We start from the raw sequence: 13,004 nt of genomic DNA, 5'->3' as shown, positions 1-13,004 counted from the left end.
ATCTAAACCATTGCCTGTCTCAGGCGGCGACCAGTTCCTTGTCCCGGTCCGAGGCCTTGACCTTGGGCTTCTTGTTCGGCAGCGACAGGCGGATCACCTTGCGCCACGCCGAGAAGACCTGCTTGGGCAGCGGGCCGGTCACGTACTCGAGCTCGTACTTCTCGAACAGCGCCTTCACCTTCACCGCGACCTCGGCGTACCGGTTGCTCGGCAGGTCCGGGAACAGGTGGTGCTCGATCTGGTGCGACAGGTTGCCGGTCATGAAGTGCATGGCCTTGCTGCCGCTGATGTTCGCGGAGCCCATCATCTGGCGCAGGTACCACTGGCCGCGGGTCTCGCCCTTGATCGACCGGCGCTCGAAGACCTGGACGCCCTCGGGGAAGTGGCCGCACATGATCACCGAGTGCGACCAGAGGTTGCGGACCAGGTTCGCCGTGAACGTCGCGGCGAGCGTGGTGAGGAACGACGGGCCCGACAGCAGCGGGTGGATCACGTAGTCCTTGAGCACCTGCTTGCGGATCTTGCGGCCCACGGCCGCGGCGCGCGCACGGAACTCGGGGCGGTTGCGGCGGCGCTTGTGCAGATTCTTGCCGAGCTCCAGGTCGTACGCGGCGATGCCGTACTCGAAGAAGCACGCGTTGATGAAGTTCCACAGCGGCTGGCCCAGGTGCATCGGGTGCCACTTCTGGTCCTCGTCCACGCGCATGATGCCGTAGCCGAGGTCGTTGTCCTTGCCGATCACGTTGGTGTACGTGTGGTGCAGCTCGTTGTGCGAGTGCTTCCACTGCTCGGCGGGCGAGACGTGGTCCCACTCCCAGGTGGTGGAGTGGATCTTCGGGTCGCGCATCCAGTCCCACTGGCCGTGCAGGATGTTGTGCCCGATCTCCATGTTGTCCATGATCTTCGCGACGGACAGACCGGCGGTGCCGATGATCCACGCCGGCGGGAAGAGCGAGAACAGCAGGATGCCGCGACTGGTCAGCTCCAGCTTGCGCTGCACCGAGATGACCTTGCGGATGTAGGCGGCGTCCTTCTCACCACGGCTCGCGATGATCTCGTCGCGGATCGCGTCGAGCTCGCGGCCGAGCTCCTCGATCTGCTCGGCGGTGAGGTGGGCGGTGGGATCGATGGCGGTCATGGAGCCTGCTTTCCGGGGAACAGTGGCTGGGGGGTTGCCACTTCACGGGGGAAGAAACGTCAGTGGTGGGCGCCGGTCAGCGTTCGAGTTCGCAGGGGCCCGCGGCGGCGGACACGCAGGTCTGCACGAGCACGTGGGCGGTGGGGCTGTCCGAGGCCTCGGTGATCTCGCCGGTGCGCAGGTCTCGCACGGCGCCCGCCTTCAGCGGCGTGACGCAGCCGAAGCAGATGCCCATGCGGCAGCCGGACGGCATCAGCACGCCCGCTTCCTCGCCGACGTTCAGCAACGGCGTGGCACCGTCCGCCGCGACGGTCTTGCCGGTCTTGCCGAACGTGACCTCACCACCCTCGCCCGCGACGACGACGCTGGGGCGGAACCGTTCGGTGTGGAGCTTCTCGGCGATGCCGTGCTCGGCCCAGTGCGCCTCGGCCGCGTCCAGCAGACCGGCCGGGCCACAGGCCCAGGTCTCGCGCTCGGCCCAGTCGGGCACGAGCTCGTGGAGCTTCGCGACGTCGAGCATGCCGTCGGCGTCGGTGTGCAGTTCCTTGAGCGTGAGGGCCTTGTCCGCGACGAGGTCGTGCAGGTCCTTGCGGAAGATCACGTCTTCCTGGCGCGGTGCGGAGTGCACCATCACGACGTCGGCGAACCTCGTGTCGCGCAGCATGCCCATCGCGGGCGTGATGCCGCTGCCGGCCGTCAGGTAGAGCACCTTGGCGGGCGTGGCGGCGGGCAGCACGAACTCACCGGTGGCCTGGTCGAGGTGGATGATCGTGCCGGGCTTCGCCCTGCGGACCAGGTGGTTGCTCACCTTGCCGTCGGGAATGGCCTTCACGGTGATGGTGATGCGGCCGTCGGCACGGCTCGTCGGCGACGTCACCGAGTACGCACGCCACAGGCGCACGCCGTCGACGTCGATCCCGACCCGGACGTACTGGCCGGCGACGTGACCGCGCCAGCCCTTGCCGGGCCTGATCACGATGGTCGCGGCATCGGCTGTCTCGTGGTGCACGGCCTCGATGCGGCCGCGCAGGTCAGCGCCCGCTCTGAGGGGGCTGACCAAATCGAGGTAGTCGGACGGCAGCAGTGGCGTCGTGACCAGCTCAAGCAGTTTCCACGCCCTGCTGCGTAGGGCGGCACTCGTCATGACTCCAGCTTGATGCGCCCCAGGGCGTAAAGTCCTGTCCGTAGGACGTGAATCTGAACCGCTGGATTGTTCGCAGGGAACAAATCGTGACGCACGCAATGAGGAGAGCCACCGAATTGGCTCTCGATGAGAAGACCGTGACCGCGTTGCGGGCGGTTCTGAGGCCGACGGCCGACGAGGTCGTCCGCGCCATCATCACCGAGGTGCCTTCTTACGCGAACGCACTTTCCGGCCGCATGGGTGGCACGATCCGCCGCGCCGTTCGCACGGCGCTCGGACACTACTTGGATTTGGCCAGCGGCACAGCAGGTGGCGGCGATGCGAGTGACGCGGCCTACGAACTCGGCCGAGGCGAGGTGCGCGACGGCCGCTCGATGGACGCCCTCCTGAGCGCCTACCGCGTGGGCGCCCGCGTGGCGTGGCGAGGCCTGGCAGCAGGCGCCGTACCAGCGGGTTTGCCCGCCGCAGAGGTCGCGAAATTCGCCGAACTGACCTTCGCCTACATCGACGAGCTCTCCGCCGCCTCCGCCGCGGGCCACGCCGACGAACTGGCCGCACGAGGCCTCGCCCACGAGCGCCACCTCGAACAACTGGCCCGAGACCTGCTGGCCGGCGCGAGCACCGAGGTGCTCCTGGCCGACGCCCAGCGAGCCGCCTGGCAGCCGCCGGCCACGCTCACCGTGGTCCTGCTCCCCGCGTTCCAGGCCCGCCCGGCCTACCGCCTGCTCGACCCCGGCACCCTGGTGCTGGACGACCTACCGGACTCCACGGGCGTGCTGCTCGTGCCCGAGGCAGACCGCGCCCACCTCTTGCGGCAGCTCATCGGCCGTAACGCCGTCGTAGGCCCCGCACGTCCATGGATGCGTGCGTCCGCCTCCTACGCACGTGCCGAACGCGCGCGCTCCCTCTCCCCCGACATCCGCGACACCGAGGACCACCTCGCTGCCCTGGTCCTGAGCGCGGACCCCGACGCGTACGCCGACCTGCGTGCGCGCGCGCTCGCTCCGTTGCTGGCCCTGCCCGCCACCACCGCTCGCAAGCTCGAGGAGACGTTGCGGGCGTGGTTGTTGCATCACGGGCGGCGTGAGGAGGTCGCTGCCACGTTGTTCGTGCATCCGCAGACCGTTCGGTACCGGATGGGGCAGCTTCGGGACCTGTTTCCGGATCTGGGGTCTCCGCAGCGGGTTTTGGAGTTGACGCTGGCGGTGGGGTTGCCTGCGGCGGACTAGTTTTGGTCAGCACTGAAGCCATAGAACAACATGAACTCGATCTCGTCGGGCGCACGTCCGGACTCCTGGCTCCATCTCGTCAGCAGTCCGCAGTAGCGCTCGTACGTCTCCGCCGGCCAGGGACCCGTGCGATGCAGGGAGGTCCACTCGCACCGGTCACGCAACGCGGTCGCCACCCGGCGGTCGAGGATCAGGCACGGATGACCTGGCGCTCCCCTGCCGGCGAAGTACAGGAACTTGGTGAAGAACGACGGGCCCAGGTACCGGATCGCGTTGTGGCGACCGGGCCTGAGCAGCGAGTACGCGGTGAACGGGTCGCGCCTGGACAGGTCTGCGGCCTCGGTCAGCAGTTCCTCGCAGCGCGGCACGTCGTCGGCGATGCTGTCAAGCCTCCGCGCGTTCAACCGCAGGCGGGGGCCCGCTCCCCAGGCGAGGCTCCACCACAGCGGGGTGAAGACGCCGTTCTCCGATGCCCGGACGTCGTCCCTGGTGAGGTGCCGCGCGGACGGCGGCGTGCCGGGCAGGCCACGCCGGCCGATCTCGTCCCGCCACCACGAGGGGTTGATGTCGACCGCGCACTGGTCGGGCGTCTTCCACTCCGGGAAGGGCAGCGTCGAGAGGTCCGTCATCGGCATACCGCCTGCATCGCGAACGGTGAGCGGCCGTTACCCGGCGCGAAGTGGCGCACGCCACACCCGTGCGAGAACCTGGCGCGCGATCCCGACGTCTTGCGGAGTGTGAGAGCCATCCGGGGTGAGCCGGCCGACCTCGACGAGGAACAGCTCGTGCGCCGAGTCGCACGGGGCGATCGCCGTGCGTTCGAGGAGTTGTACCGCCGCACGTCACCGTGGCTCGCAGTGCGGCTGCGCAGGCGGTGCGCGGATGAGCAGATCGTCGCCGAGGTGCTCCAGGAGACCTACCTCGCGGTGTGGCGGGCGGCCGACGCGTTCGCGGGAGCCGCGAAAGGGGGTAGCGCGGTCGGCTGGTTGTGGACCATCGCGGCGCGGCGGCTGATCGACGCGTTCCGCCGCCGTGCCCACCACGCGGCGCCTCCCTCGGCCGCGGCGCCCCCGGTGGCCGCCGGTGCCGACGAGGAGGTGCTCGGCGGGGTGGTCGGGGACGAGGTGGGGGACGCGTTGCGACGGTTGGCGCCGGAGTTGCGGCAGGTGTTGCAGGCGATGGTGCTCGACGGGTTGTCGGTGCGGGAGACGTCGGTGCTGCTCGGGGTGCCGGAGGGGACCGTCAAGACCCGTGCCCGGCGGGCGCGGATCGCGATGAGGGAGGCGCTGGCATGAGCACGGTGACCAAGGAGGCGCGGACATGACCCACCACCCCGGCGACTCGCTGCTGCGGCGCTACTCCGAGGGTGCCGTCATCCCCGCAGACGAGCTCTGGGCCGTCGAGTCGCACCTCGAGACCTGCGCCGCATGCCGCGCCCGGCTGGCTCCCGACCCGGTCGCCGAGGCGGTCTGGGCCGGTCTCTCGCCCCTCCTCGACCACACCCCGCAGATGCCACGGACGAAGCCGTGGCGGCGTGCGTACGGCTGGGTGTCGCCTGCGGCGGGACCGTGGCTCGCGATGATCCTGCTCGTCACCGCGGCGGCCGTGGCTCTGGACCGGGTCGGGTTCGCGGTCGGTGACCGGGTGTCGCTGGTGCTGCTGATCGCGCCGGTCCTGCCGGTCCTCGGTGTCGCCGCGTCCTGGGGGCGGGCGCTGGACTCCGCGTACGAGCTGACCGCCGCCACGCCTCGTGCGGGGTTGCCGTTGGTGTTCCGGCGGACCGCGGCGGTGCTGGCCGTGGTCGTGCCAGGACTGGCTGCCGCGAGCCTGCTCACCGACGTCGGGTTCGCGCGGTGGTTGTTGCCGTGTCTGGCGTTCACGGTGGGCACGCTCGCGCTCGGCACGTGGGTTGGCGTCACGCGTGCCGCGATCGGGCTTGTGTCGGTGTGGGCCGTGGCGATCGTGGCGCCGACGATCGCGTACAGCCGCACTGCCCTTGCGCTCGGCCCTGAAGCGGCGCCGGTGTGGGCCGCGCTGCTGGGTGCCGGGCTGGTCGTACTGGGAACGCGCAGGATGGCGTTCACGCGTCTGGAGGGGAACCGATGACCGCGCCCACCACCTACGCGTGGGAGATCGAGGCACGCGAGCTGCGGATCAAGGCCGGGCGGCGGACGGCCGTCGACGGGGTCACGCTCACGTTGGGGCGTGGTGTGCACGGGTTGCTGGGGCCCAACGGCGCCGGCAAGACGACGCTGATCCGCACGCTCGCCACCGTGCTCAGGCCCCGGAGCGGTGAGCTGACCCTGTTGGGCGGCATGGAGTTGCGGCACCTGCGCCGGCAGGTCGGGTACCTGCCGCAGGAGTTCGGGCACTACCGGCGGTTCACCGTGCGGGAGTTCGTCGCGTACGTCGCGTGGCTCAAGGAGATGCGCGACATCCCGGCGGCCGTGCAGCGCGCGATCGAGCGGGTCGGGCTCGCGGACAGGGCCGACGACAGGATGAAGACGTTGTCCGGCGGGATGATCAGGCGCGTCGGCATCGCGCAGGCGATCGTGAACGATCCCGAGATCCTCCTGCTCGACGAACCCACCGCGGGTCTCGATCCCGCCCAGCGCCTGAGGTTCCGCGAGTTGCTGACCGAGCTCGGCACGGACGCGTGCGTGGTCGTCTCGACGCACCTGGTGGAGGACGTCGCCGCTGCGTGCACGGACGTTGTCCTGCTGTCCCAGGGGAAACTCGTCTTCCAGGGCACGCCGGACCAGCTGGCGGCCCGAGGCACGGAACAACACGCGGGCGCCAGTCCCCTCGAACGCGGCTACAGCGCGCTGCTCGGCATCCCCAACCGACCCGGATCCTGGTGACCGTCGTCACAACGAGAACCTCGTGAGCCTCGCCGCCGTCTTGCCCGTCGAGAGCGGGAACACTTGAGGGAGAACAGGATGCAGGCGATCGAAGCGGACGGCCTGGTGGTGCGCCTGGGCAGGCGCAACGCGGTCGACAGGCTCAGCCTCCGGCTCGGCCGGGGTGTGCACGGGCTGCTCGGACCGAACGGCGCGGGCAAGACGACGCTGATCCGCACGCTGGCGACGGTGCAGTCCCCCACCGCGGGAACGCTATCGCTGCTCGGCACGCCGGCGAACGGGAAGTTGAGGCCCGTCCGGCAGAAGCTCGGCTACCTGCCGCAGCACTTCGGCCACTACAAGCGGTTCAAGGTGCGGGAGTTCGTCGAGTACCTGGCCTGGCTGAAGGAGATGCCGAAGAAGCAGATCCCCGGCGCCGTGAAAGAGGCACTCGAACGGGTCGGGCTGTCCGACCGCGCCGAGGACCGCATGAAGTCGTTGTCCGGCGGCATGGTCCGCAGGGCCGGCATCGCGCAGGCCATCGTCAACGAACCCGAACTGCTGCTGCTGGACGAACCGACGGTCGGCCTGGATCCCGCGCAGCGCCTCAGGTTCCGCGAACTGGTCGCCGAACTGGGTCAGCGGGCCTGCGTGCTGATCTCCACCCACCTGGTCGAGGACGTCGCGGCCGCGTGCACGGACGTGGTGCTCATGAACGAGGGATCCGTGGTGTTCCAGGGAACTCCGGCCGATCTCGCGACGGCCGGCACGACGACGCACGTCGGTGACAGCCCCATCGAACGCGGCTACTCGGCGCTGATCAGCGCGAAGTCCGCCGGGGGTGCCTGGTGACCGGGTTGCGCGTCGAACTGCGGCGCTCCACCGCGCTCTGGGCCGGGCTGCTCGTGCTGGTCTCCGGCACGGGGATGCTGCTGCTGATCACGTCCGGGAGCACGTGGTGGGCGGGCAACTCGACGTCGGCGGTGCTCCTGCTCCGCCTGCCCCTGGCCTACGTGTGGGCGCTCGTCGTCGGACTGGCCGTCTTCCAAGGGATGCGCGACAGCCGTGCCGGAGTGACCGAACTGTTCGCCGCCACCTCCCGCCCCGGCTGGGTCCGGCTCGGCACACTCGCCACGGCGGTGGCGGGCACGGTCGCGGTCGCGGGCGCGTTGCTGTGCGCGGGACTGGTGGCCAAGGTCGCGCTCGGCGGCGGGTTCGTGTCGATCGGGTTCGTCCCGCTCATGGTGACCGTGGTGCTCGCCCTGGCGTCGAGTGTCCTCTTGGGACTCGCGGTGGGCCGACTCCTGCCCCACCCGCTGACCGCACCGGTGGCGCTGGTGGCCACGTTCATGCTCGCGACCACGGCGGGCCGGGCGCTCGAGGTGCGTGAGCCCGGCGACGAGATCTCCCGGCTGGCCCTGCTCACGCCCGTCCTCGACCCGCCGAGCTCCGACCTCGTCACGACCTCGACGTCCGTCGACCTCGGCCAGGTCGTGTGGTTCACCGGTCTCGGCGTGACGGCGTTCCTGTTGCTCGTCGCACGAACCCACCTCGGACGCCTCACCGCGCTGGTACCGGCCGGACTGGCCGTCGCGCTCGCCCTCGCGATCATGCCCGTCAAGTACTCCGACGTGCTGGTGACGGACTCGATCGCGGGCAAGCTCGTCTGCGACGACGAGGTCTGCGTGAGCCAGGTGCACGCGGCCGGCCTGCCCACCGTCGCCGCGGCCGGGCGCAAGGCACTGGCGAAGCTCGCGGTGCTGCCCGGCGCGCCCACCGAGGTCCGCGAGGACACGTCGGCGATGGCCCATCTCACCGTGCCCCAACGGGATCAGCGGATCGTCTACCTGCCTTCGCAGGGCCGTCCCCGCGTGCTGACGATGACCGAAGACCAGGTGCGGCTCGAGATGCTCGCCGGGGCGGGCGTTCCGACCTGCTCGCCGCCGAACACGTTCGACACCTACGGAGCCGTCGTCCGCTACGTGACCGCCGGCTACTTCAACGGCGAACTGGCCGAGCTGCCGTCCGACTCCCTCATGTGGTCCAGCAGCCGGATGCGCGCCGAGATCGACGAGGCGTGGCAGCGGTTCCGCGGCCAGTCCCCGGACGAACAGCTGGACCGGGTCACCCGGGTCCGGCAGATGTTGCTGACGTGCCAGGACTCCGAACGCGTGCTCGACGTGCTGAAGGCGGGCCGATGAGGCCGCTCGCGCTCTACGCGCGGTCACGCGGAGTCCCCGCGGCACTGGTGGTCCTGCCGGTCGTGGTGCTGATCGCCTGGTCGGCGCTGCACTCACCCTGGACGCCGCTCAGCGCGTCGCTGACCACGCTGGCCGCCGTGCTGGTGACCACCACCGGCCTCGCGGGCCAGGACCCGGAGCTCGACAGGTCGACCGCCGTCCCCTGGCCGTCGTGGCGCCTCGGGCACCTCCTGCTCGCGGCGGCAGTGGCCGCCACGAGCGTGCTGCTGGTGCAGAGACTCGGCTACGAACCGTTCGACGCCGCGTTCGTCGTGCGCGACACGGCAGGCATGATCGGGCTGGCCGGACTCGCGGCGACGGTGGCCGGGGCCCGGCTCGCCGCGGCCGCACCGGTGCTGTGGTGGGCGGTGGCGGCGATCATGCCGCCCGCCGGGTCGACGCTCGGCCGGGTCGTCACGTGGCCGCTCGGCGCCCCGGACGACACCGCGACGCTCTGGACGGCAGGGGTGCTGTTCGTGAGCGGGATCGCGGCCTACAGCGCTCGCGGCGGTCGGCGCTAGTGGTGTGACGGCGTCGGCTGTGCAGCGCGACGGGAGCGCGGCGGCCGGCGCCGATCACGTCACGAGGCCGCGGCGGTACGCGTAGACGACGGCCTGCACCCGGTCCCGCAGGTCGAGCTTGGTCAGGATGCGCGACACGTACGTCTTCACCGTCTCCTGGCTGATCACCAGGGCCGCCGCGATCTCGCTGTTCGACAGGCCCTCCGCGATGAGCCGCAACACTTCCAGCTCCCGCGGCGCCAGCTGCGTCTCCGCGACCTCCCCCGCGGGCCGGACGCGTGCCGCGAACCGGCCGACGAGCTGGCGCGTCACCTCCGGCGCGAGCAGCGCGGCACCGCTCGCGACGGTCCGGATGCCGTGCAGCAACTGGGCGGGGGGCGCGTCCTTCAGCAGAAACCCGCTCGCACCGGCCCGCAGCGCCTCGTAGACGTACTCGTCGAGGTTGAACGTCGTCACCACGAGCACCTTGACGGGATCGGGGACACCGGCGCCCGCCAGCAGCCGGGTGGCCCCGATGCCGTCGAGGACCGGCATCCGCACGTCCATCACGACGACGTCCGGGTTCAGCCGCCCGGCCAGGTCGACCGCCGCGCGCCCGTCGCCGCACTCCCCCACGACCTCGAGGTCCGGCTGGGCGTCGATGATCGTGGCGAACCCGGTGCGGATGAGCGCCTGGTCGTCGCACACCAGCACGCGAACCGGTGCGGTCACGCCGGGTTCCCCGCGGGGATGCGCGCGCGGACCACGAAACCGCCGTCCCGCTGGCCCGCCGAGAACTCGCCGCCCAGCACGTCGACGCGTTCGCGCAGTCCTGCCAGGCCGCGCCCGCTGCCCCCTACCGGCGTGGACGACCTCGCGCCCTCCGTACCGACCTCCACGGTGATTTCCCTTTCGCCGTAACGAACGTGCACGCTCGTCGGGTTGCCGTGCGCGTACTTCAACGCGTTCGTCAACGCCTCCTGCACGACCCGGTACGCGACGGCCTCGGCGCTGCCCGCGTCCCTCGTCGCCTCGCCTTCCTCGGCGAACTCCACGGGCTGCCCGGCGAGACGGGTCTGCTCGACCAGCGTGCGCAGGTCGCCGGGCGATTCCGTGCTGTGGTCCGGGTTCAGCAGGTCGAGCAGGTGCCGCAGGTCGGTCAGCGACCGCCGGCCGGTGTCGGTGATCGCCTGCAACGTCTGGTCCAGCCGCTCCGGGGCCGCCGTCAGGTACCGGGCGGCCTCGGCCTGCACGACCATCGCCGTCACGTGGTGGGTCACCACGTCGTGCAGTTCGCGGGCGATCAACGTCCGTTCCGCGACACGGGTGGCCGCGGCGACGTGCACCCGGCGTTCGGCCTCGGCACTGCGGGAGAGCCGCAGCCACGCGCCGACCGCCCACGCGGCGGCCAGCGCCAGGTAGAACGTGACGAACCCGGTGACACCCTCGGTCGCCCCGTGCAGGTCCAGCGCGATGGCGAGCCCGATGTACCCGGCGGAGAGCGCGATCAAGGTGCCGCGGCGATGGTGCGAGAGGTGCAGGCCGGCGCTGATCAACGCGATCGGCAGGGCCGTGCCGGCGACGGTGTGGTAGCCGCGCAACTGGTCCACGGCGAACGCGACCGACACGAGCGCGAGGCAGATCAGGGGCCACTTGCGACGCACGACCAGCGGCCCGCACTCCAGTGCGATGACCGCGATCGCGAGCCAGTCGAACGGCCGGTTCGGCAGCCCGCCGAGCTGGGTCCCCTTGTCGTGCAACGCGGGCACCAGCGAACCCAGCACGAGGAACAGCGCGAGTGGCGCGTCCTGGACGCGGACGTCCCAGGTGCGCCACCGCTGGAGGCTGATCACGCGCCGAGCGTAGCGGCCGGAGCGGTGCGGCCACGGCGGGGCATGATGTTCCCGCGCCGCCGTGCCAGCCACAGGAACGCCGCCGTCACCACCACTCCCGCCAGCACCGAGTACGCGCTGGCCTCGGGCCCGAAGTCGCCGCCGGTGAGGATCGCCGGGCCGGACGTGACGCCGTCCAGCAGGCCCTGCGGCGCGTCCTGGCCGGAGACACTGGTGCTGAAGATGCCGCCCTGGGCGAAGTTCCACGCGAAGTGCACGCCGATCGGCACCCACAGGTTGCGGGTGGCCACGTACGCGGCGCCGAGCATCAGCCCCGCCTCGATCGCGATGGCGAGCGAGCTCCACACCGTGGCGCCGGGGTTGGGGAGGTGCGCGAAGCCGAACACCAGTCCGCTCAGGACCAGGGCGAGCCACGTGCCGATCTTCTCCTCGATGATCCGGAACAGCACGCCCCGGAACAACAGCTCCTCAGTGACCGCGACCGCGACCATGAACCCGAAGATCGCGAGCGTGCCGGTCAGCGAACCCCAGCCGCGCACCTCGTACCCGCCGAGGAACGCGATGTTCGCGATCACCGCGCCGAACATCGCGAGTCCGATGAGGACACCCCGCCCGAGCGCGGCCGGGGCGGACTTCAGCGAGACCTCGGCGGGCTCGCGGTGTTCGGTCTTCCGCACGACCCAGGCGTACGCGGCCAGTGCCAGCGCCGCCGCCAGGAACCCGGCGACCAGGGTGAGCGGCCAGTTCCACCCCAGCGCCTGCACACCGGTACCACCGGCCCACGACACGACCGCCACGACGACCAACTGCTTCAGAAATCGCATGACCGGAACGCTATGGACTTCCCGCTTCGCGAACGTTCCCCTGCGGTGGACATTCGCGTGTAGCTCGCTAGGGGGACACGGATGCTTTCAAAGCCGCGGACAGCCAGGCGAACGGCATGAACTCGGCGGCCTGCCGCGCCGACCCGTCGATGATCGCCACCAGCGACTGGTACCGGGTGTAAGGATCGGTCGACGTCTTGTACTCCTCGAGCGACTCCAGGTGCAGCCTTTCGATGTCGAGCACGTCGGCCGCCAGCTTCTCGCGGAACGCGGGGCTGTCCGGGGTCTCGGCGATCTCCCCGAGGTACGCCGTGTACGCATCCGCGATCTCACGTCCCAGCGGTGAGTCCGCGGGCGTGCCGGCCCGTTGCGCCTCCTGGGCGCGCCCCATGATCACGCCTCCCCGTTCGAACGCCGCCACCATCTTCGACGACGTCATCATCGCGGCGCCGGGGCCGGAGAAGGTCTCGCGCAACGCCTCGCGCACCTCGCGGCGGAAGTCCGCGTTCCGCAGGAGGTCGGCGAGCTCGATCCACGCTTCCAGCTGCTCCGCGGACGGCTCGTCCGGGAGCACGAGCGGACCGTTGCGCATGAGGCCGAGGAAGTCCGGGCTGACCTGGAGGCCCTCGCTGATCTCGCTCCAGAAGTCGTCCATCAGGCGGTCGCGGTCCTCGTCGGACATCCCGGCGAGCTTGTGCAGCAGGACCACCTGCTCGGCCTCGGTGTGCTGCCGGGCGATCGTGCGCAGCACGGCCTGCCTCGACCGGATGCGGCGGACCTGGTCGTCCAGACGCGACAGGTGTGCCGTCGCCAGTTCGGTCAGGGTCAGGCCACCGGCGAGCAGCCGCCGGATGTCCTCGAGGCCCGCGTCCAGTTCGCGCAGCGTGCTGACGAACTCCAGCCGCGCGATGGCGTGCACGTCGTAGAGCCGGTGCCCGCCCGCGGTGACCTCGACGGGCGGCACGACGCCCTCGTCGGAGTAGAACCGGATCGCGCTGACGCTCAGCCCCGTCCGGCGCGCGACCTCACCGATCGCGTAAAGCCTGTTGTCGTCCATGACGCCTACCATCGAACCTCAAGCCGCTCGAGATGCAAGCCACAAAACAGCTTACTTGAGCATTACCATCTCTTTACCTATGCTGACCGGCGAGGGGAGTACTTCCCAAGCGCCTGCCCGGTCAGTACGGACATCCCCAAGGTGTCCCCGGGAGGCCACCCCGCAGCGGGTGAAGGAGA

The 13,004-nt window shown here is 70.6% G+C and carries 14 protein-coding genes; 7 read left to right on the top strand and 7 right to left on the bottom strand.

The features are described from left to right. Nucleotides 1-19 precede the first annotated feature (19 nt). Both IEY88_RS11750 and IEY88_RS11745 read right to left on the bottom strand, forming a co-directional pair. Nucleotides 20-1,138 (bottom strand): fatty acid desaturase family protein, encoded by a 1,119-nt coding sequence (locus tag IEY88_RS11750; protein WP_189154726.1) that lies wholly within the window; start codon nt 1,136-1,138, stop codon nt 20-22. Nucleotides 1,139-1,214: 76 nt separating this feature from the next. Then, on the bottom strand, nt 1,215-2,282 hold the full coding sequence (locus IEY88_RS11745; protein ID WP_189154725.1) for a ferredoxin reductase: 1,068 nt from the start codon (nt 2,280-2,282) through the stop codon (nt 1,215-1,217). A 116-nt stretch (nt 2,283-2,398) separates the two neighbouring features. Here IEY88_RS11745 and IEY88_RS11740 point away from each other — a divergent pair, with 116 nt between their 5' ends. Then, on the top strand, nt 2,399-3,511 hold the full coding sequence (locus IEY88_RS11740; RefSeq protein ID WP_229693291.1) for a PucR-like N-terminal domain-containing protein: 1,113 nt from the start codon (nt 2,399-2,401) through the stop codon (nt 3,509-3,511). Here IEY88_RS11740 and IEY88_RS11735 read toward each other — a convergent pair. Then, nucleotides 3,508-4,146, bottom strand: coding sequence for an 8-oxoguanine DNA glycosylase OGG fold protein (locus IEY88_RS11735; RefSeq protein WP_189154723.1), 639 nt, complete (start codon nt 4,144-4,146; stop codon nt 3,508-3,510). The two genes, IEY88_RS11740 and IEY88_RS11735, sit on opposite strands and share 4 nt — an antisense overlap. Before the next feature lie 111 nt (nt 4,147-4,257). On the opposite strand from IEY88_RS11735, the gene IEY88_RS11730 reads away from it, so the two are divergent. From IEY88_RS11730 to IEY88_RS11705, 6 genes are all read left to right on the top strand, one after another. Then, entirely contained in the window at nt 4,258-4,806 is a 549-nt protein-coding gene (locus IEY88_RS11730) for an RNA polymerase sigma factor (protein WP_189155379.1), read from the top strand. 25 nt (nt 4,807-4,831) lie between these two features. Continuing rightward, complete coding sequence (locus IEY88_RS11725) at nt 4,832-5,617, top strand: cupin domain-containing protein (RefSeq protein WP_189154722.1); 786 nt, start codon at nt 4,832-4,834, stop codon at nt 5,615-5,617. Then, complete coding sequence (locus IEY88_RS11720) at nt 5,614-6,372, top strand: ABC transporter ATP-binding protein (protein WP_189154721.1); 759 nt, start codon at nt 5,614-5,616, stop codon at nt 6,370-6,372. Before IEY88_RS11725 ends, IEY88_RS11720 begins: the two co-directional genes overlap by 4 nt. Nucleotides 6,373-6,450: 78 nt before the next feature. Next, nucleotides 6,451-7,203: an ABC transporter ATP-binding protein gene (locus IEY88_RS11715; protein ID WP_189154720.1), complete on the top strand. Its 753-nt coding sequence runs from the start codon at nt 6,451-6,453 to the stop codon at nt 7,201-7,203. After that, entirely contained in the window at nt 7,200-8,552 is a 1,353-nt protein-coding gene (locus IEY88_RS11710) for an ABC-2 family transporter permease (RefSeq protein ID WP_189154719.1), read from the top strand. Before IEY88_RS11715 ends, IEY88_RS11710 begins: the two co-directional genes overlap by 4 nt. Continuing rightward, on the top strand, nt 8,549-9,112 hold the full coding sequence (locus IEY88_RS11705; protein ID WP_189154718.1) for a hypothetical protein: 564 nt from the start codon (nt 8,549-8,551) through the stop codon (nt 9,110-9,112). The genes IEY88_RS11710 and IEY88_RS11705 overlap by 4 nt, the downstream gene beginning before the upstream one ends. A 54-nt stretch (nt 9,113-9,166) precedes the next feature. Here the strand turns inward: IEY88_RS11705 and IEY88_RS11700 are convergent, their stop codons facing one another. From IEY88_RS11700 to IEY88_RS11685, 4 genes are all read right to left on the bottom strand, one after another. Then, nucleotides 9,167-9,823, bottom strand: a complete 657-nt coding sequence (locus IEY88_RS11700) for a response regulator (RefSeq protein ID WP_189154717.1) — start codon at nt 9,821-9,823, stop codon at nt 9,167-9,169. Next, entirely contained in the window at nt 9,820-10,944 is a 1,125-nt protein-coding gene (locus IEY88_RS11695; RefSeq protein ID WP_189154716.1) for a sensor histidine kinase, read from the bottom strand. Before IEY88_RS11695 ends, IEY88_RS11700 begins: the two co-directional genes overlap by 4 nt. Further along, complete coding sequence (locus tag IEY88_RS11690) at nt 10,941-11,768, bottom strand: CPBP family intramembrane glutamic endopeptidase (protein ID WP_189154715.1); 828 nt, start codon at nt 11,766-11,768, stop codon at nt 10,941-10,943. The genes IEY88_RS11695 and IEY88_RS11690 overlap by 4 nt, the downstream gene beginning before the upstream one ends. Before the next feature lie 67 nt (nt 11,769-11,835). Then, nucleotides 11,836-12,825, bottom strand: a complete 990-nt coding sequence (locus IEY88_RS11685) for a helix-turn-helix domain-containing protein (RefSeq protein WP_229693290.1) — start codon at nt 12,823-12,825, stop codon at nt 11,836-11,838. Nucleotides 12,826-13,004 lie beyond the last annotated feature (179 nt).

It is taken from the genome of Lentzea pudingi, assembly GCF_014646255.1.
GTDB classification, from domain to species: Bacteria; Actinomycetota; Actinomycetes; order Mycobacteriales; family Pseudonocardiaceae; genus Lentzea; species Lentzea pudingi.
Note: the sequence above shows the minus strand (reverse complement) of the source record. Positions and strands in the feature narration are given on the sequence as shown.